Annotated in this window: 26 protein-coding genes and 1 tRNA gene; 11 read left to right on the forward strand and 16 right to left on the reverse strand. The window is 35.7% G+C overall.

The features are described 5' to 3' along the window. Nucleotides 1–80 precede the first annotated feature (80 nt). Both A6I66_RS13370 and A6I66_RS13375 read left to right on the forward strand, forming a co-directional pair. Nucleotides 81–1,442 (forward strand): NAD-dependent succinate-semialdehyde dehydrogenase, encoded by a 1,362-nt coding sequence (locus A6I66_RS13370; RefSeq protein WP_067150291.1) that lies wholly within the window; start codon nucleotides 81–83, stop codon nucleotides 1,440–1,442. Between the two features lie 25 nt (nucleotides 1,443–1,467). Beyond that, nucleotides 1,468–2,991, forward strand: a complete 1,524-nt coding sequence (locus A6I66_RS13375; protein ID WP_067150560.1) for a GH3 family domain-containing protein — start codon at nucleotides 1,468–1,470, stop codon at nucleotides 2,989–2,991. Here A6I66_RS13375 and A6I66_RS13380 read toward each other — a convergent pair. Next, entirely contained in the window at nucleotides 2,988–3,755 is a 768-nt protein-coding gene (locus tag A6I66_RS13380; protein ID WP_317047692.1) for a hypothetical protein, read from the reverse strand. The genes A6I66_RS13375 and A6I66_RS13380 overlap by 4 nt on opposite strands. A 10-nt stretch (nucleotides 3,756–3,765) precedes the next feature. Beyond that, complete coding sequence (locus tag A6I66_RS17115; protein ID WP_067150296.1) at nucleotides 3,766–4,083, reverse strand: four-helix bundle copper-binding protein; 318 nt, start codon at nucleotides 4,081–4,083, stop codon at nucleotides 3,766–3,768. Nucleotides 4,084–4,358: 275 nt separating this feature from the next. On the opposite strand from A6I66_RS17115, the gene A6I66_RS16785 reads away from it, so the two are divergent. From A6I66_RS16785 to A6I66_RS13395, 3 genes are all read left to right on the forward strand, one after another. Next, complete coding sequence (locus A6I66_RS16785; protein ID WP_169815734.1) at nucleotides 4,359–4,502, forward strand: hypothetical protein; 144 nt, start codon at nucleotides 4,359–4,361, stop codon at nucleotides 4,500–4,502. A gap of 178 nt (nucleotides 4,503–4,680) precedes the next feature. Next, nucleotides 4,681–5,190, forward strand: coding sequence for a peroxiredoxin-like family protein (locus A6I66_RS13390; RefSeq protein ID WP_067150298.1), 510 nt, complete (start codon nucleotides 4,681–4,683; stop codon nucleotides 5,188–5,190). Nucleotides 5,191–5,294: 104 nt separating this feature from the next. Next, nucleotides 5,295–5,747: an arsenate reductase family protein gene (locus tag A6I66_RS13395; RefSeq protein ID WP_067150301.1), complete on the forward strand. Its 453-nt coding sequence runs from the start codon at nucleotides 5,295–5,297 to the stop codon at nucleotides 5,745–5,747. 380 nt (nucleotides 5,748–6,127) lie between these two features. On the opposite strand, the gene A6I66_RS13400 is transcribed toward A6I66_RS13395, so the two are convergent. From A6I66_RS13400 to A6I66_RS13445, 11 genes are all read right to left on the reverse strand, one after another. Then, nucleotides 6,128–7,156, reverse strand: coding sequence for a helix-turn-helix domain-containing protein (locus A6I66_RS13400; protein WP_067150304.1), 1,029 nt, complete (start codon nucleotides 7,154–7,156; stop codon nucleotides 6,128–6,130). A 26-nt stretch (nucleotides 7,157–7,182) separates the two neighbouring features. Beyond that, nucleotides 7,183–7,326 (reverse strand): lmo0937 family membrane protein, encoded by a 144-nt coding sequence (locus A6I66_RS17120; RefSeq protein WP_157614219.1) that lies wholly within the window; start codon nucleotides 7,324–7,326, stop codon nucleotides 7,183–7,185. A gap of 541 nt (nucleotides 7,327–7,867) precedes the next feature. Then, nucleotides 7,868–10,462 carry an ATP-binding protein gene (locus tag A6I66_RS13405; protein ID WP_067150307.1) on the reverse strand — a complete coding sequence of 865 codons (2,595 nt, stop codon included), beginning with the start codon at nucleotides 10,460–10,462 and terminating at the stop codon, nucleotides 7,868–7,870. A gap of 5 nt (nucleotides 10,463–10,467) precedes the next feature. Then, nucleotides 10,468–10,914: a response regulator gene (locus tag A6I66_RS13410; protein WP_067150309.1), complete on the reverse strand. Its 447-nt coding sequence runs from the start codon at nucleotides 10,912–10,914 to the stop codon at nucleotides 10,468–10,470. 17 nt (nucleotides 10,915–10,931) lie between these two features. Beyond that, complete coding sequence (locus A6I66_RS13415; protein ID WP_067150312.1) at nucleotides 10,932–11,483, reverse strand: helix-turn-helix domain-containing protein; 552 nt, start codon at nucleotides 11,481–11,483, stop codon at nucleotides 10,932–10,934. 517 nt (nucleotides 11,484–12,000) lie between these two features. After that, entirely contained in the window at nucleotides 12,001–12,330 is a 330-nt protein-coding gene (locus A6I66_RS13420; protein ID WP_067150315.1) for a hypothetical protein, read from the reverse strand. A 113-nt stretch (nucleotides 12,331–12,443) separates the two neighbouring features. Beyond that, complete coding sequence (locus A6I66_RS13425) at nucleotides 12,444–13,337, reverse strand: mechanosensitive ion channel family protein (RefSeq protein WP_067150317.1); 894 nt, start codon at nucleotides 13,335–13,337, stop codon at nucleotides 12,444–12,446. A gap of 11 nt (nucleotides 13,338–13,348) precedes the next feature. After that, nucleotides 13,349–15,193 (reverse strand): SLC13 family permease, encoded by a 1,845-nt coding sequence (locus A6I66_RS13430; protein ID WP_067150320.1) that lies wholly within the window; start codon nucleotides 15,191–15,193, stop codon nucleotides 13,349–13,351. A gap of 63 nt (nucleotides 15,194–15,256) precedes the next feature. Next, a complete protein-coding gene (locus tag A6I66_RS13435) occupies nucleotides 15,257–15,925 on the reverse strand; it encodes an NADPH-dependent F420 reductase (protein WP_245683459.1) in 669 nt (222 codons plus the stop codon). 80 nt (nucleotides 15,926–16,005) lie between these two features. Further along, a complete protein-coding gene (locus tag A6I66_RS13440; RefSeq protein WP_067150326.1) occupies nucleotides 16,006–17,031 on the reverse strand; it encodes an AI-2E family transporter in 1,026 nt (341 codons plus the stop codon). 23 nt (nucleotides 17,032–17,054) lie between these two features. Further along, nucleotides 17,055–17,291 (reverse strand): DUF7218 family protein, encoded by a 237-nt coding sequence (locus A6I66_RS13445; RefSeq protein ID WP_067150329.1) that lies wholly within the window; start codon nucleotides 17,289–17,291, stop codon nucleotides 17,055–17,057. 213 nt (nucleotides 17,292–17,504) lie between these two features. On the opposite strand from A6I66_RS13445, the gene A6I66_RS13450 reads away from it, so the two are divergent. After that, a complete protein-coding gene (locus tag A6I66_RS13450; RefSeq protein ID WP_067150332.1) occupies nucleotides 17,505–17,690 on the forward strand; it encodes a CsbD family protein in 186 nt (61 codons plus the stop codon). A 122-nt stretch (nucleotides 17,691–17,812) separates the two neighbouring features. On the opposite strand, the gene A6I66_RS13455 is transcribed toward A6I66_RS13450, so the two are convergent. Together A6I66_RS13455 and A6I66_RS13460 are read right to left on the reverse strand one after the other, a co-directional pair. After that, complete coding sequence (locus A6I66_RS13455) at nucleotides 17,813–18,724, reverse strand: YihY/virulence factor BrkB family protein (RefSeq protein WP_067150335.1); 912 nt, start codon at nucleotides 18,722–18,724, stop codon at nucleotides 17,813–17,815. Between the two features lie 50 nt (nucleotides 18,725–18,774). Next, on the reverse strand, nucleotides 18,775–19,779 hold the full coding sequence (locus A6I66_RS13460; RefSeq protein WP_245683460.1) for a DUF4421 family protein: 1,005 nt from the start codon (nucleotides 19,777–19,779) through the stop codon (nucleotides 18,775–18,777). A gap of 249 nt (nucleotides 19,780–20,028) precedes the next feature. On the opposite strand from A6I66_RS13460, the gene A6I66_RS13465 reads away from it, so the two are divergent. The 5 genes from A6I66_RS13465 to A6I66_RS13485 all read left to right on the forward strand — a co-directional run bounded on the left by A6I66_RS13465 (nucleotide 20,029) and on the right by A6I66_RS13485 (nucleotide 25,458). Then, nucleotides 20,029–21,033 carry a sugar kinase gene (locus A6I66_RS13465; RefSeq protein WP_067150341.1) on the forward strand — a complete coding sequence of 335 codons (1,005 nt, stop codon included), beginning with the start codon at nucleotides 20,029–20,031 and terminating at the stop codon, nucleotides 21,031–21,033. A gap of 204 nt (nucleotides 21,034–21,237) precedes the next feature. Next, nucleotides 21,238–21,705 carry a DUF3302 domain-containing protein gene (locus A6I66_RS13470; protein ID WP_067150563.1) on the forward strand — a complete coding sequence of 156 codons (468 nt, stop codon included), beginning with the start codon at nucleotides 21,238–21,240 and terminating at the stop codon, nucleotides 21,703–21,705. Further along, nucleotides 21,706–22,887 carry an HlyD family secretion protein gene (locus A6I66_RS13475; RefSeq protein ID WP_067150344.1) on the forward strand — a complete coding sequence of 394 codons (1,182 nt, stop codon included), beginning with the start codon at nucleotides 21,706–21,708 and terminating at the stop codon, nucleotides 22,885–22,887. Nucleotides 22,888–22,889: 2 nt separating this feature from the next. Beyond that, entirely contained in the window at nucleotides 22,890–24,281 is a 1,392-nt protein-coding gene (locus A6I66_RS13480; RefSeq protein WP_067150347.1) for an efflux transporter outer membrane subunit, read from the forward strand. Between the two features lie 163 nt (nucleotides 24,282–24,444). Next, a complete protein-coding gene (locus tag A6I66_RS13485; RefSeq protein ID WP_067150350.1) occupies nucleotides 24,445–25,458 on the forward strand; it encodes an LLM class flavin-dependent oxidoreductase in 1,014 nt (337 codons plus the stop codon). Nucleotides 25,459–25,646: 188 nt separating this feature from the next. Here the strand turns inward: A6I66_RS13485 and A6I66_RS13490 are convergent. Then, nucleotides 25,647–25,731, reverse strand: a tRNA-Ser gene (locus tag A6I66_RS13490). Nucleotides 25,732–25,782 lie beyond the last annotated feature (51 nt).

The raw sequence follows: 25,782 nt of genomic DNA on the forward strand, positions 1-25,782 counted from the left end.
TTCACTTTTTTAATTATAACGTTAAACTCCACCCTTATAAATACCTATATTTAGACTTCAATTTTGAAAAGGAATTCCAGATGAAAAAAGCCATTACAACAACAAACCCCTATACCAACGATATTATAAAGTCTTACGATTATTTCTCTGAGCAAACCATAGCAGACATTTTAGAACAAGCTCAAGAAAGGTTTCATAAATGGAAAACCGTAAAGCTTTCTAAAAAAGCCCGTTTATTAAATAAAGTGGCCGACAATTTATGGGAGCATCGTGATAAGTACGCCAAACTGATTACTACAGAAATGGGCAAACCTATTAAGGAGAGTCATTCTGAAATTGAAAAATGCATTTTATTATGTGAATTCTACGCTAAAAACGCTGAAGATTTATTAGCCGACGAGCTTATTGAAACTGAAGCTCAAGAGAGTTTTGTATCTTACGACCCCTTAGGTGTTATTTTAGGCGTAATGCCATGGAATTACCCTTTTTGGCAAGCCTTTCGTTTTGCCCTTCCAACCCTAACAGCTGGAAACACCGCCATTTTAAAACACGCTTCTAATGTTACCGGTTGCGCCTTAGTTATTCAAGATATTTTTGAAGAAGCAGGCTATCCTAAAGGCTGTTTCACTACAGTTTTAGCCAATCACGATACGATTGAAAACCTTATTAAAAATGACATTATAAAAGCCGTCTCGCTAACTGGAAGTGAAGCTGCTGGTCGAAAAATTGCCGAAATCGCTGGTTCACAACTCAAAAAACTCGTTTTAGAGTTAGGCGGAAATAATGCCTGCGTGGTTTTAAATGACGCCGATTTAGACAAACACTTAGACACCATGGTCAATGCCCGTATGCAAAATGCAGGGCAAAGCTGCATAGCAGCGAAACGATTTATTGTTGAAAGTGGTATTTACGATGATTTTATTGAAAAGTTCACAGCAAAAATTAAAACCATAAAACATGGCGATCCGCTGTTAGACACAACGCAAATAAGCACTTTAGCTAAAGTTGATTTTGCCGACACACTTGAAGACCAAATAAAAAGATCGGTTGAAAAGGGCGCCAAAGTTTATTTTGGAAACCATAGAAATGGCGCTTATTACCAACCTACCATAATTACAGAAGTCACCGCAGATATGCCTGTTTTTAAGGAAGAGACTTTTGGCCCTGTAGCTGCTGTTATTAAAGTTGACAACCAAGAAGCAGCTTACGAGATGGTTAGTGACACCAGTTTTGGCTTAGGCACAATGATTTTTACCGAAAATATAGAGGATGCTAAGAAAAACATCATCCATATTGAAGATGGAGCCTTTTTTATCAATGAAATGGTTAAATCGGACCCGCGATTGCCTTTTGGTGGCACTAAAAATTCTGGTTACGGACGCGAACTTTCAAAAGAAGGCCTTTTGGCATTTACCAACAAAAAAACAGTATACATTAAATAATAAGCTAATCTTAAAAGAAAACAACATGGCTATTATAGGTAATATTATTAAAGGGGTTATCAATTTAAAAGAAGCGATAACTTTTGAAACCAATGCTGTTGAAGAACAACAAAAAGTACTCAAAGATTTACTTGAAAAAGCTAAAAACACAGCCTTTGGTAAACACTATAAATTTCAAGATATTCTGGACAGTGAAAATCCTGAACAGGCCTTTTCTGAAAATATTCCCTTTCACGATTATAATAAAATGAGTGAAGAGTGGTGGCATAAACTCGTAGAAGGCGAAAGTGATATTACCTGGCCAGGAAAACCAGATTATTTCGCGTTAAGCTCAGGAACTACAGGAAAAACAAGCAAACGCATTCCTGTAACCGACGATATGATTGAAGCCATACAACAAGCCGGAATCAAACAGGTTTTTGCGCTTAGTAATTTTGATTTGCCCGCCGAGTTTTTTGAAAAAGAAATTATGATGCTGGGTAGCTCTACCGATTTAAATCAGAACAAGGAACACCTGGAAGGTGAAATTAGCGGTATTAGCGCAAGCAGAATTCCCGATTGGTTTAGAGGTTACTACAAACCTGGAGAAAAAATTGCAAAAATAGACGACTGGGATGAACGGGTTAGCCATATTGCCAAAAATGCTAAAAACTGGGATATTGGCGCTTTAAGCGGAATTCCTTCATGGCTAGAGCTCATGTTATCAGAGGTTATTAAATACCATAACGCTAAGACCATTCACGATGTCTGGCCAAACTTACAGGTTTATACTTCGGGTGGCGTTGCTTTCGGGCCTTATGAAAAAAGTTTTAATGCCTTGTTAGAAAAACCCATTACTGTTATTGATACCTATTTAGCTTCTGAAGGTTTTATTGCCTATCAAGAACGTCCAGACACTAAGGCAATGAAACTTATTGTTGACAACGGCATTTACTTCGAGTTTGTACCATTCAAACCAGAGTACGTGAACCAAGATGGTTCTATTAAAGAAAGTGCCCCTTGTTTAAGTATTGCCGATGTTGAGTTAGATCAAGATTATGTGCTCATTATATCTACAGTAAGTGGTGCTTGGCGCTATTTAATTGGCGACACCATAGCATTTACGAATCTTGAAAAACACGAAATTGTTATCACGGGACGCACAAAATTCTTCCTGAATACCGTGGGATCTCAGCTTTCTGTAAACAAAATGGATGATGCGGTGCAATATTTGGAAGAAAAGTTGGATGTAAAAATTCCAGAATACACCCTAGCGGCTAAACGTATTAATGATGAATTTTATCACTGCTGGTATTTGGGTTCTGAAATGGACAATCCCGATACCGAACAAATCGCTAAATACCTAGATGACTTTCTTGCGGAAGCCAATAAGAATTATAAAGTTGCTCGATCTAAAGCTCTAAAAGGTGTTAAAGTGACTGTTGTAAAGCCAGCTGTTTTTCACGAGTGGAGTGGTTCTAACAAGAAAAAAGGTGGACAAGTAAAAATGGAGCGCGTAATGAATGAAGAAAAATTTGAAGCATGGGAAGACTTTGCAAAAGGCCATTAACTGGCCTCTTGTTCTGTTTCTTCCTTTTCTTTGGTTTTTTCTTCAACCATTTCCATGATTTCTTCGGGTGAGAGGTAATATTTCTTAATTCTTAGTTTATAAGTATTATCGATATCTGCATGGTTTAAAATGAAGTTTTTTGTAGCCACAATATAATCGGCCATACCATGTGAAACAGCAAAGGTATCGGCCGCGCGCTCGGCTTCAACAATGTGCTTATCAGACAATAAATAATTTACACCAAACCACATGAGTTGGGAATTACTCATATTCTGATAATCCATAATATGCCCCAATTCATGACCTATCCAACCCACCATAACGTCTTCAGGAATGTCTTCAGTTTTAAACTCGCGATCGGCAATCTTTATTCTTTCACTAATTCGTACTAAGTAAGAACGGTTTTTTCTACTTTTAAAAAAGCTACCAAACACCGGCTGAGCCTGCATGGTCGATTTTTTAATATTTTTTTTGAACTTAAACGTGATGGCAACATCACTGAGTTCTGGATAAAAAGACAAAGCTTTACTAACTTCTTTGGCAATACTATTTGGTATGGTGTGTTTAAGGTTTTGAGACATAGAACGGGTTACTGTACAGGTAAGAATGATAAAAATTAATAATGATTTCAGCTTGAGGTGAATTCCACTAAAACACACAGACCTGATGCCTGAAGTTTTATAAGTTTGAGAGAAGTCGCGCAATAGGTGAATCATTTCTAAATTAAAAAAAGATAATAATGTAACTGATATAAATCTAATCATATTTAAGTAATTATACCATATGCACTCTACATTCTTGTGCACATTTAACACAAGCCTCAGCACATTTTTGACAATGCTCATGCTCGTGTTGAGCGCATTGCTCGGCACACCATTCGCATACCTCCGCACATAAGCGGCTATATTTCTTAACAAATACCGAATCTGAAATCATAAATTTTATACAAACCATACAGGCTTCAATGCAAAGCATACAACAGGTTGGACAATCATTATCACTTGCTTTACCCATCATTTCCGAAAGGCATTTTTGACACTCGATTAAGCATGCTTGGCAAGCTTCAATACAATTTTCATAGCTACGTACCATAATTTCTAAGGTTTAAATTCATACTCTAGTAATTGACTCTTTCTTTTTAAACTTTCGATTAAAGAGCCTGTTTAAATCTAAACCTTTCAGGCAAAGCACCTTTGCTCTAAAACACAAATAATTAACGACATCAAACTCATTTTTAACACTTTACAATACCGCCGCGTTTGAGTTAAGGATCTTTTTATAAGCGCTAAAGGAAAGCACTCTAAAATTGTAATTTACACTTACATCAAAGTGATGTCATTTGATTAATAACTTAAAAACCTAAAATCATGGGAGATATAAAAGACAAAAAGAAATTTAAAAGTAAAATAGAGCAAAAACATCCTACCAACCCTAATGGTAATACCGATATAAAAAACAACACTTTTGATATTAATAAGAAAACCATTAAGGAACAACAAAATAAAAAGTAGCCAATAATCTTAAGGCCGTCTAGGACACCTAATTAATTAGTTGTCAAGTTGAGCTTGTTGAAACCTTCCATGGCATGTTGCCTATAAAGAAGTTTCACCAAGCTCAATATGGCATCTAAACTAATATTCCAGACAGCCATATCCTGAGCACCATTATAAATCACAAAAAAAAATTGATATGATAATTCCAAAAACAGAAGTACCAGAATTAAGTTTACCTCTAACCAATGGATCCTCATGGGATTTAAAATCTGAAAAAAGTGAAAACTTCACCATTTTAGTTTTTTATAGAGGTCTACACTGCCCCGTTTGTAAAATACAACTTAAGGCTTTAGAAGAAGATTATGAAAAATTTAGCGATCGAGGTGTAAACCTGATAGCTGTGAGTTGCGATAGTGAAAAACGCGCTAAAAAAGCAGCCGAAGAATGGGGGCTTTCAAAGTTACGTATTGCATATAACCTACCCATTAAGAAGGCAAGGTCATGGGATTTATTTATTTCTGAAGCCATTTCAGATAAAGAACCAGAGCAGTTTTCTGAGCCAGGATTATTTATAATTCGCCCAGATTTCACGTTATATGCGAGTTCTATTCAAACCATGCCCTTCGCCAGACCGCAATGGAACGATATTTTAAAAGCCATTGATTTTGTTACCGAAAATGACTACCCAGCAAGAGGAGGAAAATAAAATGGGTCCTGATGCATTAGTGCTGTCGCTTTAAAAATGGAAACAAAAGCACTAAAAACCTAGCCACTTTTAGTAATACAAATCTGAAACTTAAAATAAAAATCATGAAAAATATGTCGATTTTAGCAAGAGATAAAAACCAACTTACTTATATATACAGCTCTAAATCACACCTAGGAAAACAGGTTTTAGGTTATATTCAAGGGATAGACAAAAAGTTTGAAGCTATTGATATTAGCAACGAAAAAATAGGTGACACCATATGGATAGAACTTTGCGAGCAGTTAAATATGCCTTTCAAAAAACTTTTATCCATTGAAGATGATAATTTCGGAGACTCCGAAAATTTTCATGCCGAAGACTGGCTTAAAATTCTAAACAACAAACCCGAGTTATTACAAAAACCTATTGCGGTTCTTGGTAAAGAAGTTAAGCAAATACAGCATCGATCGGACATATTAACCTTTTTTGGTGTCGATTCGGCTGGGTTAGAAAAAAAGCAAAGTGGAGAAAACCCTACAACCTCATCAACTACCGAGGATGAGAGGTTTATATAAAAATTAAGACTTGAAATTGAAGCTGAATTCTAATTTAAAAACCAAATAATTCAGTTACTAAATTAAGGTTCTTCATTTTATGGAGAACCTTTTTTAGTTATTTAATTTAGCAAAGGGTTCTTCTTTTAAAGATTTAAACAATTGCCATCTGTGAGCAACAGAGATTCTCATAATATTGAAATCCAATGATTATGAGAATCTGAAATAAATTCAGATAGACGCGAACCGACTTTTATGGCAGTCCTCTTTTTTCCCTAAGGCATATCAACCAACATTGTCCTTTAGACTTTATATTTATTAAAGCCACGCCAATAATACTTATGCAATAAAAAACCACGCCATTAAGGCGTGGTTTTTACTTAAAATATATATCGTTTGGTTTATGCCGAAATAGGCATATCACGTTGTGCCATTTTGTATTCGCTAGGACTACAGTTATAGCTTTCTTTAAAAATTTTAGAGAAGTAACTTCTACTTGAAAAACCGATGCTGTAAACCACTTCTGAAATATTCATATCTGTATTTTTCAGATAGTCTTCAGCTTTTTGCACACGAACGGTTCTAATATGATCGGTAACGGTTTTACCATGCATCAATTTAAAACCTTCTTGAAGTTTTGATGGTGAAATTCCGAAATCTGAACACAGCATTGAAATTGAAATCTGACTATCAAAATTCTTATCAATATAAGCTGAAGCTTCTCTTATAGCTTCCATTTCTCTAGTCGTTAATGTACCTAATTGTTTGTCTTCATTTCTTAAATCCTCAGTATGTTGTTGTATTTCAAGAGCTAAAATAACATGAACCAAACCTTGAATTAGCAAGGTTTTTACGATACCTTCTTGCTTAATGGCATTAATTTGTTGAATTTTTTCAGCAATTTTTAAATTTTGAGAACCTACATAAACAAAATTCTCTACAGCCTCATCTTTATAGAACGTTTTATAAAGCTTGCCTTTTAAGCCTTCTTTATTAGAATTTTGTGCTTGTTTAGTCGTTTGAACCGTAATCAAGGCCACTTTTAAACGCTTATCTTTCTTAAAATGTAATAGGTTTTCATCTCCTGAAGGACTAGCGATAATACCTGTTTGAAAACTTTCTAAACTCACAGTAGGCTGCCCTGCACCAAAACTATGCTCTAATTGCCCCTCTGAACAGTAGGCAAAATAAATAGGATTTTTATTTGGTGTGCTTATTGAAATGGTAACATCTTCTGGAAACGTCATATCAAATTCAACAAACGAGATACCTCCAGCCAAGGCGATTCCTTGAATTTTTCCTGAAGCAATGTCACTATTTGTTTCTAAAATATACTCTTTAGCGTTTTTTACAACCGAACCTCCAAAACTAAGTTTCAATTGATTAAACATCGCATCTATTGTCGTGGTATTTAAATGTGTGGTTTTCATAATATGATATTTTAAGTTTGTTTTTTTTAATTTCTAAGTACTCTAATTGAAGCAATAACAACGGCAGCCAATAATAACAAATGAATTTCTACACCCAGACCGTAGACAAAGAAGCCTACTGCCCAAACGAATAAACACAAAATGATTAAAAATGCTGTTGCTCTAAACATGATATTACTTTTAAATTTTTAGTCTTATTTTTCAATTCGAGCACTGTGATTTCTGTTTATTCTCTCTAGAATTTTTTTTAGAAAATGTGTTTTCATAAACCCGGTACTCGGCCACGATTTACCAACTCTGGCAAATTGTTTTGTTGTTTTTAAAGTCCCTTCCATAATCTTATGTATTTAAATTTTTAATTATGTAGACTTACCAAAAACCTACATGACAAAGATCGCTAGGAAGAGAAGCTTATCTGTTATGCAACTTTTGGATTGTGTTATACAACTTTCGGATTCGAGTGAATTTTGTGTTAAAAAGAGTTAAAAAAGACGTTGAAAGGTATTGAAAGAGCAGGATTAAACCTGTAGAACGCCCTGTGTAAGTAATTATACCTTTATATTATGGAAACCTAAAGTTTCTGAAAGTATACCTTAAGACTAAGACATATAGTCCCTCAATGGCCCTTATAACCATAAAAGCATGTATTTATAAAATGTGATGATTAATAAGGAAGGATAGCTCTCTAAGAAAAGCTAATCTACTAAACTTTTAAAACGGTAAGTAAATAATAAAGGTCGCACCTACACCAGATTCGCCTTTAGCGCGAATAAAGCCATTATGGTTTTCTACAATTTTCTTGCAGATGGCCAGGCCGATGCCATTTCCTGAATATTCTGTCTTTTGATGAAGGCGCTGAAAAACTTCAAAGATTTTTTCGGCATGTTCTGCATCGAAACCAATGCCATTATCTATAAATGATATTTTATGATAACGCTTTTTTACTTTTAACACATGACCTGGTAACTTGGACGCTTTTACTTTCTTATAGCGTATTTCAAGTTTTGGCTCATCCGTTAGACTTCTATATTTTAAGGCATTAGAAATTAAATTGGTAAACAGTTGTTCCATTTGAAAAACCACTGCTTTTACCTGTGGAAGTTTATCAACAACAATCTCGGCGTTGGCATCATGTATTCGGGTGGCTAAATCGTCTTCAACTTTTTCGAGAATCTCGTTTAAATCGATTTTTTCAAAATTACTCTTACTGCTATCGATTCTAGAATAGGCTAACAAGTTTTTAATTAAGGATTCCATGCGTTTTACACCGCTAACCACCTTTTCAAAATAAAATCTTCCCTTTTCTGAAAAATGGTCACCTTCCCGATCCTCAATACGTGAAATAAACAGTTGTATTTTACGTAAAGGTTCTTGTAAATCGTGACTCGCCACACGGTTAAACGATTCCAATTCGGCATTACTTTGCTTTAATCGCAGGTTACTTTTTACCAAACGTTCTTCAGCTTCTATACTTTCGGTAACATCCTGAACCACACCAATCATAACCTTTTTGTCATTTTTAATAACAAACTGTCCGTTGGTTTTAAAATGTTTCACTTCGCCTTGCTTGGTAATAACACGGTACGTATGTTCGGAAGCCTTTAATTCAGAAACAATTTCAGCCCCTCGTTTTTCATAGAGTTCTACATCATCTGGATGAATAAAATCTTTATACCGCACTAGAGAAGACTTAAACTCATTAGCCTCACAACCAAGCATAGCATAAAAATTATCGGAGAGTTCCGAGGAATCACTACCCATATCCCAAATAAAACTACCAATTTTAGCCAAACTTTCGGCATCCGACAATATGGAATTCTGAATAACAAGCGTTTCATTAACCTGTTTTAACTCATCCGACTTTTTCTTTTCTTCGGTAATATCCCTAAGGGTTACCGTAACCCCATCGCCCAACTTAATAGCGGTAGCGCTAAACCATTGTGCGTAATCGTTACCATTATAAGGCACTTCATAAAACATGGGCTTATTCGTTTCAATAGCTTCTTTTAAATGTTTAAAAATTCCCGTTTCAAAAATGGAAGGATATACCTCAGAAACCTTTTTATTTTTAATATCCTCTGGTAAATCTCCTGTAACCGGATTGATACGTTCGTTAACAAATAGAATCTCGAAGTCTACAATATTATTTTCAGCATCTCGAATACTTTTAAAATGCATCACGATGTGGGAAATACTCTTAAAAATATTCCCTAAAAATGCGCGACTATCTAATAATTCTAAATTCTGACTTTCTAAACGTTTTTTAAAGATCTCCTGTGCCGCATCGGCCTCTTTTTCGAGAGTCGTGTTTCTTGCTGTTAACAAAACACCTTCTGTTAAGGGCGTTGCAAAACAGCTAAACCACATGTTTTTTTCATCAATAAAAACCTTTCTTTCAAAGTCGATTTTAGTTTGCTCATTATAAACTTGTAAAAGTTCGTCAAACTTACCATCAACATAGAAAAACGGAAAAACCTCAGAAACCCTTTTTCCTATAATAGCTTCGGGATCTATGCCTAAATAATCTCGATTACAATCGTTAGCATAAACAATTTTAAAGTCTTCAACCTGTTCGTTGGCATTAAAAATAGGTTCAAAATAATTTATAATGTTATCTGTAGTCGCTAGTATATTTTTTAAAAAGGCCTCAGATTGCCTGATCCTAAGCTTATTTTTATAAATTCTTGTAAAGGTTAGAACACAAATAAATAGTGCTAAAAAAGCTAAGATTAAAGAGGTTAATGGTGCTAAAAACTTATGTGATTCATAATCGGCCTGCCGTTCCTGCATCAGGTACTTTTCATTTTGCAGCACTTGATTTTTAAGCAAACGAATGTTACTTATCGTTTTATTAATTTCAAGTTTTTGGGCCTCTTTAGCTTTAAAAAATTCGGCTTCATCTTCAATATTAAGGGTGTCCAAAACAAGAAGCTGGTTGTTCATTTTATTCAACAAAGCCTCCATAGGTTGCAACCTGGCTTGTTGTAAATGATTATCTTGGGTTAATATTTTTAAACTATCTAAAACTAAACGTCCTTCGGCTTTGTAATTTTTAAGTGCATGACTTAGATAAGCATCCTCCAACAGAGCCTCACGAAACTCATCAGAATCGGCTTGCGAATAATGTTCGGCAAGACTTCCAATAGCGTTGTAAACCTTTAAGGTTTGCGCCACCATATCGGCAGATTCTTGCATACGCATGATTTGCTTGTATGCCGTACTAGCCGTAAATAAAAGCAGAGCGAGGGCTCCAATCAATAATATGATATAAGTTTTGGTGGAAGTATATACGCGTTTAAAATCCATAGAATTTAAATACGAAATAAAAAGGTATCTTTATTTAGGTTGGACGTATGGTACTGCCAATTTAGTTGCAGTACTTTCTCTATTGCTTCTCGCAATTTACTATAGTTATTGGGCTTATTCACATAAATATTTGCCCCATTTAAAAAAGTTTCTTCTATATCAACTTCCGAGGAAGATGTCGAATAAATAGCCACACACAAATCCTTTAAAACGGGATTATTACGAATCTCCTTTAAACATTGCATACCGTTTTTTATAGGCATGTTCAAGTCTAAAAATATCAAGTTTGGCAATTCTATTTTCGGCTGTGTTAAATAATCCATTAGCTCTTGCCCATGGTTAAACAGCATCAATTTAGTTTGTATGGCGATTTCTTCAATAGCTTCACTAAATAACATTCTGTCATCGTCGTCATCGTCTGCCAACGCTATGTTTAAAAGGGATGTACTCATGGATTACTTATAAATATTTAAGTGTTTTGCGTTTGTTTCTTATTCATAATACGCTTAAAAGCACTAGGTGTTAAGCCTGTTGTTTTTTTAAACTGGCCCGATAAATGAGCCACACTACTATAATCGAGTTTAAAGGCAATTTCGGTAAGGGTTAAATCCGTGTTACACAAATACTCCTTCACCAAATCTACACGTCTTAAAATCGCATAATTTTCAATAGACGTATACGTGCTTTCAGAAAAAACAGCCGATAAATGCGCGTAGGAATAATGTAAGGTTTCAGACAAATAAGTAGAAAGTGTTCCCGAAGTTTGCGACGAGTCTCGCAGCATACCATCAACCACGTTTTTTATACGATCTACCAAAGTCGACTTTTTATCGGTTTCAATACCAACACCACACTTTTTTAAAGCATCTATAAGAGCTGCTTGTTTCTCGTGTGACAATTCCTCTTCAATTGAGATCTCGTTAATGCTATGCAATGTGTATGAAATTCCTAAAGCATTTAAATGGGTTTCTAGGAACGTTTTACACAAGGTATTAAAATCATACTTTACAAAAAATGTCATTTAAATCTCGTGCTTTATATGTTAGCGTTTCGTTTACGAAAGATATACGAAAAATTCCTAAAAACGGCTTTTTTGTATACGAATCAATACAAAGTCAAAAAACAAGGCTAATTAATATTTAAAACCTTCTTTTTTAACCTAAAATCTACGAAATAACAAATGTACGAAAATCGCCAATATCTCAATTCATCTATTGGTGGGCGTTACCACAAGGGTCGGGCTATCCGTTGCAATCTTTTTCTCGTACCTCAAAAAAGGATTTCCACTACTATCCCTAACGCGGAAGTTTCATGGTAATACGATCATAGATACACCCGTTAAAGCTATGTAACCACATAACTTTGCTTCTTTTTAACTCTATAACTTTGTCTCTTTGTCTCTTTGCTACTTTGTAACTTTGTAACTTTGTAACTTTGTAACTTTTAAACAAAAAAAATACCCACCTCAATTTTAAAAAACCAAGGTGAGTATCATACCAGATTGCTACTAATCTAGAGTTAATAATCTATCAAACCGCTTAATTATTAATATTCGCTTTGTTTGAAATATTGGACTTAGGGATGTCCTTAAAGAATTCAGCAACTTCTAGGGCTGCACTAGGGCCGTAGCCCATTAAAAAAGTGCCCTTTTCATTTTTATTAGTTTCAAGCACATACAGTATAGATGAATCCGAAGGGTCACTCATCCCTTCATAACGATGCTCTGCTACAATATTAACATCCTCTGGAGTATAAGCTTCCTTCGTTTCATTATTTATAAGCTTATTATTTTCAACTCTAAAGTTCGCATCGTAACCCTTTTCCTCATATATTTTTATATAATCTTTTTCATTTTTTGCTAGTTCCATCGGTATATCTTTTTTGTTTATAATCTGTTTACTTACACAAGTTCTAACAAATATGCTTTAAACCGTAACTCTAGCGATTTAATGTTTAACGCAATCGGTTTTATTACAAATACTTACTCTTCTGGGCTATCACGATTAATTTGAAGGTTATTTTTGCCAAAATCCAACGTTCGAATAGGAAACGGAATGTTAATACCTTTGGCATTAAACTCAGATTTTATAAGTTTTATCGCCTTATGCTTGCCTTCGTATTCCTGTTTATTTTTCACCATATCAATCCAAAATCGGGTCATAAAATTAATCGAGCTATCTCCAAATTCGGTATAGAAAAACTCTACGTCCTCCCCGTTTTTTTGTTCAAAATTTTCAGAAATCACGCGTTTAACAACATCTTCCACTTCCTGTAAGTCACTTTCATAACCTACACCACAGCTTACCGAAATACGACTACGTTTACTTAATGAATAATTTGTAAAACTGTTGTCTACAAACTTCGAGTTGGGCACAATAGTGTAATTATTATCAGGTCGTCGCAACACAATGTTTCGCAAGCTTATTTCACTCACAAAACCTTTGGCTTCGCTGGTTTCAATATAATCGTTAATGCGAATTTTAGGCATAAAAGACAGCACCAAACCACCAACCGTATTACTTAATGTACCTTGAAGCGCCAAACCAACTGCAAGTCCTACCACACCGGCACCGGCTAAAATACTAGTAAGTATTTTATTGAGTTCTAAAACACCCAATGCGATAAAAAAACCAATCAAAATAATGCTTAAAAAAACCATTTTTGCAATGATATCCTGAATGGATTTCTGACTGATACGGTTTAGCAAAAATCGAAGTAGCAGTTTCCTCACGCCGCGAGCGATAAAGTAAAACAGAATCATAATAACAACCGCCAAAATAAAGTTAGGCAGTTTTAAAATAATGGTGCTAAACCAATCATCGAGTTTATCCCAAAGTTTGTTAAAGGCATCGCCTATTTTAAAATTATCTTTCATCTTATTTATTTTTACAACATATTCGTTAACAAAAACGTGGCTGTTAACCAAAGAATTATACTTAGTATTCCGCCAATTATAAAAAAGTGTTTAAACTTATAATTACCCACGCTATAAATTAAGGTATTGGTTTGATAGCCTACAGGTGTAAAAAAGCTAAAATTTGAAGCAAACAATACCGTAAGAATAAACGGTGTATAATCGAGATCCATTCCTTGAGCCACTGCCATAGCAATGGGTGTCATGATAATGGCTGTGGCATTATTACTAATACCACCACTCATAAACATGGTAATAAAAAACAACACGCCTATAATGACATATTTCGACTGACCGCTTAACAATCCTAATAGTTGTTCTGAAATCCACATATCGGCGCCTGTATTATGCATGGCTACACCTAAAGGAATCATGCCTGCCAACAGGAAAAATATTTGCCAATTAACCTTCTTGTAAACTTTTTCTAAATCCAAATTCTTGGTTAACAACAAAACCCCCACCCCGGTTAATGCACTAACCATAATGGACAACAAACCACTTGCCGCCATGCCTACCACGGCGACTAAAACCGCTAGTGAAAAGTATTTTTTAAACTTAGAAGGCTGTTCCACCTCATCAAACTCCTGAAGCATCACCACATTTTCCATACTTTCAAAGGCTAACATTTTTTCTTTAGAAACTTCTACAAGCAAACGATCGCCAGCTTTGAGCAACAATTTATCGGTGCTATTTCTAATCATGCGTTCTTTAAAGTGAGTAAGTGTTTTTCGTTTTTTAATAGCTATTGGCGTAGCATCCTGAAGCATAAAATAACGTAGCTCACCCAGAGTTTTCCCTAACAAAATAGCGCCTGGAAGCATGAGAAGCTCTACAAAAACGCGGTTATTTAACTCAAATTCTTCTGTTTCAGCTTGAACTTGATCTTCGTCTTTAGATGCTACTGCAGTCTGATAATAAACATCTACTTTATCTTTATCGCAAATATCTAGATTCTCCGACTGGTTAATACGCGATAAATTTTCCAAATCACAAACCAAAACCAATTCATCACCTGCTTTAAGTGTGATGTATTTACCTGGCGCATTGTGCACACGATTTTTACGTATAAGTTTTAACAGAGACACATCTGGATTGTTATACAGAAATCCATCTTTAATTTTTTTTCCAACGAGTGCAGATTCGGTATTAATTTTAACATGGGTAAAATATTCTTCGATATGATAATTCTCATTCAGGTTTTTCTGCTTTTCTCGAGGCAACCATTTTAAACAAATGGTTAAGTATACCATAGAAATCCCTAGAAAAGTAAGCCCAAGCCAGGTAAACTCAAAAAAGCCCAAACGTTCAGCTCCCAAATTACTAGATACCGAATTCACTATTAAATTGGTAGAGGTCCCCATTAAGGTACACGATCCTCCTAATATCCCTGCAAAAGAAATGGGCAACAGTAATTTAGACTGTGGGACATTAAATTTTTCGGATAGCTGATTTACAATTTTAATAAAAACAATAACAACAGCAGTAGTGCTAATAAATGCAGAAATACAGGCGCTTACAAACATAAAAATGGGTGCCATCACGGCGAGCGGTAGCGACTTCACCTTTCCCATGCCCGAAGTAAGCCAATGAATAACGCCGTTTTCCTCCATGGCAATGGCTAAAATCATAAGGGCCAAAACAGCAATAGTCGCACTGTTTGAAAAACCACTTATCCCCTCTTCTGGTGTAACTAACCCCAATAAAACAAGAGATATGATGATAAAAAAAGCGATTTTATCAATAGGAAATACTTCAAATACAAACAAGAGTATGGTTGTAAGAAGCACGACAAACATTAAAATAATTTCCCATGTCATAAGCTAAAACACATGTATTAGAACTCTATTATTTATCAAACAAACAACAATTTAGCCAACCCTCTAAAAAGTACGGGTGGCGTCCACCAAACGCTTTAATTCTGCATATTCTAAAGACTTCCCAAAAAGTGCTTGCTGCGGTTCCATGATATTCGAATGGCTTAAATCGCCAATATAAAACGCATCAAAACCTATATCTTCTATAAGTTGTATGGCTAATTTTTTTCCTTGTGACTCCTGAGTCGCAAACGGAATAGCCATTTTATGTTTACTTCGGAAAGCTTTCTGCTCCAAATCTTCAGGATTTAAAGAATTAAAAGCCTTAACCGTTTTGGCCGTTCCAAACTTAATGGCTGTATACTCTGAAGCATTGTAATTCGCGTTTAACACTTCTGTCGCCAACTCGCCATCGTTTTCAGGGTCTGGGTTTGTGGCATCAATAATTACATTATTTTCATAATTACCGGCATACAATTCGGCTATTTGATGCATAGTGTGAAATGGCATGGCCAATAAATAGGCATCCGTTTGGGCTTTAAAAATAGCATTCAAACTCAACCCTACAGCATCATGCCCCGCATTTTCCACCAATCCTCGTAACTCATCCGGATGTTTAGAACCAAACAATATCTCATGGCCTGCTTTCGCCCAATGTTTTCCTAAACTCCCTGCAATCTTTCCTTTTCCTATAATGCCTATTGTCATGATTTCTTTTCTAAAAATTACGCTCATAAAAGTTAATCATCATCTCTTAATCCCATTAGCTTGATGCCTTAAAATCTTAGTCCAAAAGAAGCATGCGATTTAAGTTTCTACAACGTATGCTCCTCACCTTTACCATATTCCTTCTTATAAATTCGAACAATAATTAAAAACAAGCTAATTAATAATGGTCCGAAAATTAATCCCACAAAACCAAATAATGGTAATCCAATTATAACCCCTAGAAGGGTAATTAAAGGATGCACATCGTCTAACCTTCTTAGCACGAATAAGCGAATTAAATTATCGGTAGACCCAACTACCACAATACCATAAATTAAAATACCCCAAGCTTGAAATGGACTTCCATTAGATAACATTAATATAAAAACAGGTAGTGTTCCCAACATACTACCAATAAAAGGAACCATAGATCCAAAAGTGACAATAGCACCCCAAAAAAACGGATTTTCAACACCAAAAATAAAAAAACCAACAAGGGCTACTACCCCTTGTGCTAAGGCTACTAATGGAATTCCTAAGGCATTGGCCTTAACCATTTGACGGGTTTCTGTTCCTATAATTTTCAGACTAGAATCACTAATAGGAATATAATCATACAAGGATTCTCTTAATTGTTTTCTATTGGTTAACATGTAATACAACAAAAAATACATGATGGAAATGGTGATAAACGTATTGAAGGTCCCGCCTACTAAACCTTGTAGGTTTTCAGAAAGCCAACCTGAGACCGCTTGAGGATCAAACTGTGAGGTTATGTCGTAACCAAATCGCGTTTCGATGGCATCTAATTGGGATTCAACAACAGCAATAACTTTCTCTGAATTATCTACAGCCGCACCAATTTTATTACCCAACATCATCACGATACCAGCTACTGGAAGTAAAATAACCATAAAAGACATAAACATGAGTAATCCTGCCGCCCAATTAGGAGACCAGCCCTTCTTTTTTACAAGTGTGGACATGAGTTTCCTAAGCAAAACATGCATGATAATTGCGCCCAAAACGCCTGACAAATAAGGCGCCATTTCTTTAAAAATTAAGCCCCCAATAAGCAGTATGAGAAGCAAAATAAAAATTTGACGAATTATTCTTGGTTGTATCATATTCATATATATGTGGTTAGTACTATTAATTAATGGTTTCTTAAAGCCTTTATAAGTTGTTGTTTATTCATTTTAGAACGCCCTTCGATGCCTATTTTTTTAGCTTGTTCATATAAATCTGCTTTGGTACGTTCCTCATAAGCCTTGGCTTTACCTCCCTTTACGCCAGCATCGGGAGTGTTGGCTATTCTTGCCGACTTTTCTTTACTGTACCCCTTTTCTCGTAAGGCTTCATATTGTGCTTCATTTTTTATAATCGCTGCCATATCGCTTCGTTTTTTAGTTCTTTTTAAGCTCGTAACTACAAATATTCATTTAAAATAGAAACCGCCTTAACCTTATCACACAAAACATGAACTGCCTTCAATATTCATGGCCATTAATTTTTTAGATTAAGATATTATTTTTTTGAGTCAATACAAGCATCTCTATGCAAGTAATTTAGCCCTAAACGAATATTAAACTAAAAGTTAGAAATTATGAACAGAGATCAGTTAGAAGGTAAGTGGAAACAAATTAAAGGTAACTTCAAACAAAAATATGGTGAAATTACCGACGATGACATTACCTATTCAGAAGGTAAATTTGATGAGATGTTAGGTAAACTACAAGAAAAAACAGGAAAGGAAAGAGAAGCTATTGAAAAAGAAATTGCCGAGTGGTAAACCTCTCAACAACATGCAAATTAATTAATCCTAGAGGCCATCTAAACATGATTTAGATGGCCTTATTTTTTTATTGCAACATTAGTAATCCTAAACTGTAAGTTTACTAAGCTTTTAAATCACTACGAATTCTCAATTATTTTAGCATTTGCATTTGGCTGTATACCTAAACCATAGCGTTTGGCATATACATAAGTAAACTCGGCGCCAAAAAACAAAATCAAACACGAATAGGACGCCCATAGTAAAATTAATACGATAGTTCCTGCTGCACCATAAGTCGATCCTGGATTAGCCGTCCCCAAATACAAACCAAGAATAAACTCTCCAAAAACAAAAAGTATGGCCGTTATGAGTCCGCCAATCCAAACGGTTTTCCATCTAATCTTCGCGTCTGGTAAATACTGAAACAACAGCGCAAACAAGACGGTTATAATACTAATAGACAAAACCGCATCCAATACAAAAGCGATATACACAATAAAATCGGGCATAAAACTTTGGATGTAATTATTTAATGAAGAAATCGCTGTAGTGATTAAAAAACTAATCAGTAACAAAAACCCAATCACTAAAATGAACGCAAAACTTCGTGTACGATCGAGAAGCATCTTCGTGAAACCAGAATCTTTATCTGGAACAATATTCCAAATTTGATTCAGTGAAAGTTGTAAATGGTAAAAAACACCTGTAGCGCCAAACAATAGCGACCCAATACCTGCAAGTGTTGCGGCAGTACTTTTTTCTTTGTTCTGCGTTTCAACCATCATAGTTTTAATGGCATCGGCAGCATCATGCCCTAAAGCATTCGATATTTCTTGGGTAAGCTTTCCTTGCACGATATCGGCACCCCAAAAATAACCAACCGTATTAACAATAATCACTAAAAGCCCAGGAAGCGATAAGACGGCATAATAAGCAACGACAGCACTTAATCGAAAAGGATCATCGGCGGTCCATGCTTTATAGGTATCTACTATAAGCGATGGAAAATGTTTTAATTTAAATTTTTCTGTAGTTTCTTGAGGCATCATAAATCACTATATCTTTTTATTTTCATTCCGACTACGAAGGCAACTAAAAATCACTTTCCTTCAAAAGGCAGCTTCAACTTTTTCTTAGAATTAAGCTTGTAACCAATGGCTATTTTAGCTTTGGTATTGCTAAACACATAGTCTAACCCATGGTCCAAACTACTCGTATAAACACAACTTCCGTACACAAACGTCACATAAAACCGTTTATAAACATAACCAACCCCAGCATTATAATCCAGCTTATAGATAAGCGGATTTGAAACGGTGTGTTTGTCTTCTTCGGTGAAGGTTCTTTTGTGCATCAAACCAATTCCCGGAATAACATTAAGAGTTACAAAAAAATTAGCTGGAAGTACGAAAACAGATAACACGCCAGCGGAAACGCCTACCCCCACACCTTTAAACTCATTTATATACGCATCACTGTCAAAAAAATCACGATCAGGAATAAGCGCATCGTTTGCTGAGAAATTATCGTAAATCATAAATCCACCTACACCATATGAGATGTAGTGTTTTTTTTCAGCTTTCATAAGGCCTGCTCTTAATGTAGCGGTGGAAAAGGAAATTTCATCAAAAGTATGCAAATAATTAACCCCCATAGAAAAGGAGGTGATATCACGGCTAAAAAACTCCGGTTCCCCAAAGTTATTGGTCACATTAAAACCCTTATAATGTTGAACATATAAACCAACCAAGTGATTATTACCTACAATAACTGCACCTTGTAAATCAAAACGTTCTGTAGGATTTTCTTCAAGCCCCTTTAAATTAAAAGCAACATCTACAATCAGCTTACTCGTCCCTAACCCTACACCAACCCCAGCCCTGTTATTGGGTTTAAATGACAATTTATTTTCACCATTTTTAAGATTAAAACTTTGCCCTTTATAGTTGGTAAACAACCGGATGGACCAATTTTTCAATTCTCTATCGATAAGTAAAGTATCTATGATCTGTTTGGTACTTAAAGAATCTAACTTCTTTGTTTGCGCGTTAGAAAACGGCACAAAAATGATCAAACAAAGCATGATAAGAAACGGCTTAAGCATAAAGATTGAGGTTGTTTTTTAAAATTTCAATGAAATTAATATTAATTTTTATTGTTAAGAAATAAAACAAGTGCTCTTTTAATCGGGGTTTACATTATTATTAACTCAAATAATGATTTTTGAAATGAAAATGCCATCCAAATTGACTGTTGAAATCCAACAATTGCCTGAAATGATTTTAAATTTTCCTATATTAAATTGTATTTTTAGTCACTAAAAATATTAAATAGCTAAAACAAAACATTAAATATGAATAAAAAACTGGTAACCTTTGGAGAAGTCATGATGCGCTTATCGCCTCCTGGATATTTAAAATTTTCACAAGCCAACTCTTTCGAATTGGTTTACGGTGGTGGTGAAGCAAATGTAGCTATATCATGTGCTTACCTAGGTATGAAAGCGGCACACATGACACGATTTCCTGATAATGCCTTAGGACGTGCGGCTACACAGTTTTTACGAAAAAACTGGTTGAGTAGTGATCAAATAATATATGGTGATGACAAACTAGGCATGTATTTCTTAGAAAAAGGTGCCGTGCATAGACCTAGTGTGGTTGTGTATGAAAGAGAAGGTTCGGCATTTTCCAAAATACAACCTGGCATGGTCGATTGGGAAGATGTTTTAAAAGACGCCGATTGGTTTCATTGGACAGGGATTACCCCTGCCATTTCTGAAGGTGCGGCCCAATGCTGCTTGGAGGCCATAAAAACGGCTAACAAAATGGGCATCATGGTTTCTGGCGATATTAACTCGCGAAAAAACATGTGGAAATATGGCAAAACCATGCAAGAAGTTATGCCTGAACTGGTACAACATTGTGATATTGTAATTACTAGTCCGCGTGGTATCAATGAAATGTTCGGACTTGGAGAAGTTGGTGGAAAGCTAAAAAATTCGGCTCAAGAACTTATGGACGCTTTTCCTAGAATTAAAAAAGTTGTAGGTAAAAAACGAAAATCTATAAGCGCATCCGAGCAGGAAATACAAGGTAGAATATGGACGGGCACCGAATACATTAAAACAGAAACCTTAAACATTTCACATGTGATTGATCGTGTTGGTACAGGCGATGCCTTTGCTGCCGGACTCATCTATGGCTTACTTCATTATGATACTGATCTTGAAGCCTTAGACTTTGCTACCGCTGCATGTGCCTTAAAACATACGGTAATCGGAGATGTTAATATGGTCTCATTAGAAAACATAAAAAGTTTAATGGGAGGTGATACCTCTGGAGCATTGAAACGATAATTGCACAAAAAGTTATGTAAAATGACTTAGTTTGACACCCATATTTTAAGAAAGCAGTTTAAAAAATAATGAATTTTAAACTGCTTTTTTTTAAACAAAATTGTAAATTACCACAAACATAACCACTTGAAAATGTTTCAATTAAAACATTCACTAAACAATCCCAAAAACCAAATTTATTATTTTTGTTTAAAACTGAATACCATGCTCTTTCAACCCTCAAAAAGAAGACACCTTAGTATTTTATTATTTTTACTGCCTCTCTTAATTTCAGCCAACAATCAAGAAGGTGGTGTAGAAGACACCATAGCCGAAGTTGTTAGTTGGATAGTTATTATTATTGTGCCTTTCGTTTGTATAGGCTTATTTCTTTTTGTTCACGTACTTCCAGAAAAAATCGCCGAAAAAAGAAATCATCCACAAGCTGAAGCTATAAAAGTCCTTTGTATCCTGTCCTTATTTTTTGGAGGACTGCTTTGGCCACTTGCATGGCTATGGGCTTACAGCAAACCTGTATTTTACAAAATGGCATATGGCACGGATAAAGGAGACTATCACGAGACCACTTTAAAAGAGTTTAAAAAAGGGAAAAGCCCCCAAGCAGAGACACAAAGTGACAAAAACGAAATATCCGAAACCGAAACAAATAACGAGCAACAAAAAAAATCTTAAATGGAAATACTATTACTCCTTATATACGGTGGCATTGTTTGGCTTATCTTTTTCAAATTTAAATTATTACCTTGGAATACAGTTACACAAGTCATAGCTTATATCATTCCTGTAGCAGCTATAACCCTACTTATACTTTTTCTTAATATTTTTGCACCTTCTTCACATGACGTTCGTGTTATGAATTACAATGTAGAAGTTGTACCTGCAGTTACTGGTCAGGTTACAGAAGTTCCTATTAAACCCAACCAGCATGTAAAAAAAGGAGACGTTTTATTCAAAATAGATCCCGAACCCTTCTTACTTAAGGTTAAAAACCTAAAATCTAAAATTCCTCTTTTAGAAGCCAAAGTAGTAAGTGCCAAAGCTTACGACCGAGAATTAGAAGATCAAATTACTACTGCAGAAAATAAAATCCAAGTTATTGATGCACAACTAAACTTAGCCATAAAAAGACAGCAACAAACTAAAGAATTAGCAGATTTAGGAGCGGGTTCAAAATTTGACTACGAACAAGCTCAAGCTAATCTGCAAAATTTACAAGCCCAAAAGGCCATGGCCCAATCTGAAAAATCTCAATATCTACAAAAAATTTCAGCAATTTCTTCGGAAGGAGAGCTATCGGAAATTACGCAAGCCAGAGCAGATTTAGAACAAGCCAAAGTTCAGCTAAAAGAAGCCGAATGGCATTTAGAACAAACCGTATATCGTGCCCCTGCCGATGGTCGCGTAATAAATTTACAATTACGTCCAGGAGCTATGGCGGTGCAGTTTCCCATTAAACCTGTATTAACTTTTATAGAAGATGAACAATGGCTAATTGCCTTGTTTAAACAAAATGAAATTCGCTATGTAAAAGATGGTGACCATGCTGAAATCGCCTTAAAAACACATCCTAATCACATCATTAAATGCGAAGTTGATCACATCGTTTGGGCCAACGCTCAAGGCCAATTAACAGCAAGTGGTAGATTGCCGGACACACAAGCAGATCACTCAGAAGAAGGGCGGTTTGCAGTGAGACTAAAAGTATCAGAATCTGATAAGGATATATTTCTAGCCCCTGGAGCAGTAGGTGTTGGCGCCATTTACACAGAAAGAGGCACTATCATTCACTTGGTTAGAAAGGTCATAATGCGTATAAACACGAAATTAGATTGGATCGTTCCTAAACTTCACTAAAAATGCAAGTTATTTTAAGAAACCTTTGTTTGATTACCCTCCTATTATCAAATTTTTGTTTGGTACAAAGTTGCGCTGTTAAAGCCCCTCCAACGGGTGAAGATTTACAGGAACTAGCTTATGCAAATTTCATTTTACCTTCTACGTGGCAAAACAGTGCCGATACAACAGCGGTAAACAACAATTGGCTCGATTCTTTTAATGATCCTGTCTTAGATACCTTAGTAAAAGAAGCCCTGCATTACAATCCCGACCTGCGCATTAGCAGCGCTCGTATAGAAGAAGCTATTGGTCATGTTGAAGTAGCTCAGGCTGCGTTACGACCAGCACTTTCTATTTTTGGACGAGAAACCACGAAATTAGGAGGCAACCTAGGCGGTGGCTTAAATGGTGCTATTTTCGAGGCTTCGTGGGAAATCGATATTTGGGGAAAATTACGTAACGCGCGAAACGCCGAACAAGCAAACCTTGCAGCTATTAAAAGTCAATATTCCTTTGCTAGACTTTCAATTGCTGCGCATGTAACCCGTACTTATTTTTTGGCTTCTTCAACATTTTTACAATTACAACTTGCACAACAAATGGTGATGTCTTCTGAAAATTTAAAAACCATCGCCCAACATAGATTAGATATTGGTACCGGAACTGAAATAGATGTCGTTATCGCTAAAGCAAACTTAAACCAGATTAAAGACGCTTATAAGCAATTAGAGTTGGCCTATAGTAACCAATTACGCGCACTGGAACTTTTACTTGGCAGATATCCCAAAGCTGAAATAGAAGTCAAAAACAAATTAATTGAACTTCATTCTAAAATACCCAATGGCATCCCATTACAAATTTTAGAACGCAGACCAGATGTCCTTGCAGCCCAATATCAATTTAATAGTTCCTTCTATCGCGTAGGTGAAGCTAAGGCTGCCAGATTACCTAGCCTCAATATAACGGCAGGTTTTGGTATATTAGATAGTCCTTTAATCCAACTTGCGGATGACTTTTCTAATCCGATTAGAAGTCTCGGTGGCGAATTAATAGCACCAGTTTATTTTGGAGGTCAATTAAAAGCTAATGTTACCATAAGAACAGCTCAGCAAAAACAAGCGGTAGAAAACTATGCTAGAACCGTTTTAAACGCCATGGCCGATGTGGAGAACACCTTAGATGCTGTTAAAAATATAGAGCAACGTGAAAATTATATTTTTGCTGCCACGAGTAGTAACAAAAGGGCTTTCGAGTTGGAAGAAATTAGATTTAAGGTTGGTAAAAGCGACATGAGGGATCTTTTAGATCAACAAATGGATTTATATAAAAGTGAAACAGACTTACTTCATCTTCAAACACAAAAAATTATTCAACGTGTAAATCTTTTTGTAGCCCTTGGAGGTAACATGTAATTAGATAGCAAAACCCTATAACGTCTTAAAATACTTCCGGCAAGAAATTCATAAAACCAATACCTTAAATATTTCTTAAATCATCCTATGCTTCTAAATAGGAAAGGCTTCTTTACTATTTTTACCTAAAACTTACCGTTACATATTTAAACAAGCCAGACGCATGCAAGATAAAAATATCGCCTACTCCATATTAGAACTCGCTATAGTATCCAAAGGCAGCACTTTAGCCGAAACTTTCGAGCATTCATTAGCTTTAGCACAAACAGCCGAAAAAGCAGGATACAAGCGCTTTTGGCTCGCCGAGCACCATAATTCTGATGCCATTGGCAGTAGTGCGTCATCCATTTTAATCGGTAAAATTGCTGAAGGCACGCAACACATACGCGTTGGTTCCGGTGGTATTATGTTACCCAACCACTCCCCTCTAATCATTGCTGAGCAATTTGGAACCTTAGGTATTTTGTACCCAGACCGCATTGACTTAGGCCTAGGGCGTGCCCCGGGAACAGATAGAGAAACGGCGAATGCCATTCGGTCGGACTTTTATCAAGCCGCTTTATCATTTCCTGAAGAAGTTCAAAAATTACAAGATTATTTTTCACCTTATAGTGCGTCTAAAAATGTACGCGCCAATGTTGCCGAAGGCATTAACGTTCCGTTATATATCTTAGGCTCTAGTCATGACAGCGCACATTTAGCAGCAAAAAAAGGCCTGCCTTATGCCTTTGCTAGCCACTTTGCTACGCCCCTACTTTATAGTGCCCTTGATGTTTATCGTAAGGAATTTAAGCCATCAGATGCTTTACAACAACCCTATACCTTGGCTGGGGTTAACATTATAATCGCCGATACCGATGAAGAAGCAGAACGCATTTCTACGTCACTCTATAAAATGATTATCAATTTAATTACAGGAAAACGTAATTATATGCAACCACCTTCTGATATGACCGAAGAACTTCGCAGTATGAGTAATCACCCCACCGTTCAACAAATGCTTAAGTATACTTTTATAGGGAGTAAAGCTACCGTTAAAAATAAAGTAAAAGCCTTTATTGCAGAAACACAAATAGACGAACTTATTGCCGTTTCTCATATTTATGATCATCAAGATCGCATAAAATCTTATGTTTTATTTGCTGAAATCATAAATGAAATAAATGATGCAAAATAACAAAGGTTTACAGCTGATGTTTCGAAAAGACAAGGCTTAGCGTTTTAATTTTAATCTATCACTGCAAAATTACATAAGAACAACCTTTTCTATGCTCAACCTAAAAAGCTGAATGAAAGAAGTGAAACATTTTAAAACTTATTACAAAAAAAGAAACCCCATAAACATGATGTTTACGGGATTTTTTGCGGAGAAAGAGGGATTCGAACCCCCGGAGGTGTGACCCTCAACAGTTTTCAAGACTGCCGCATTCGACCACTCTGCCATTTCTCCTGAGTGCCTCATCAGGTATTCCCTGAATGCGGGTGCAAATATAGAAACCTT

Origin of the sequence: Pseudotamlana agarivorans (assembly GCF_001642835.1) — a bacterium.
In the GTDB taxonomy this organism is placed as follows: Bacteria; Bacteroidota; Bacteroidia; order Flavobacteriales; family Flavobacteriaceae; genus Pseudotamlana; species Pseudotamlana agarivorans.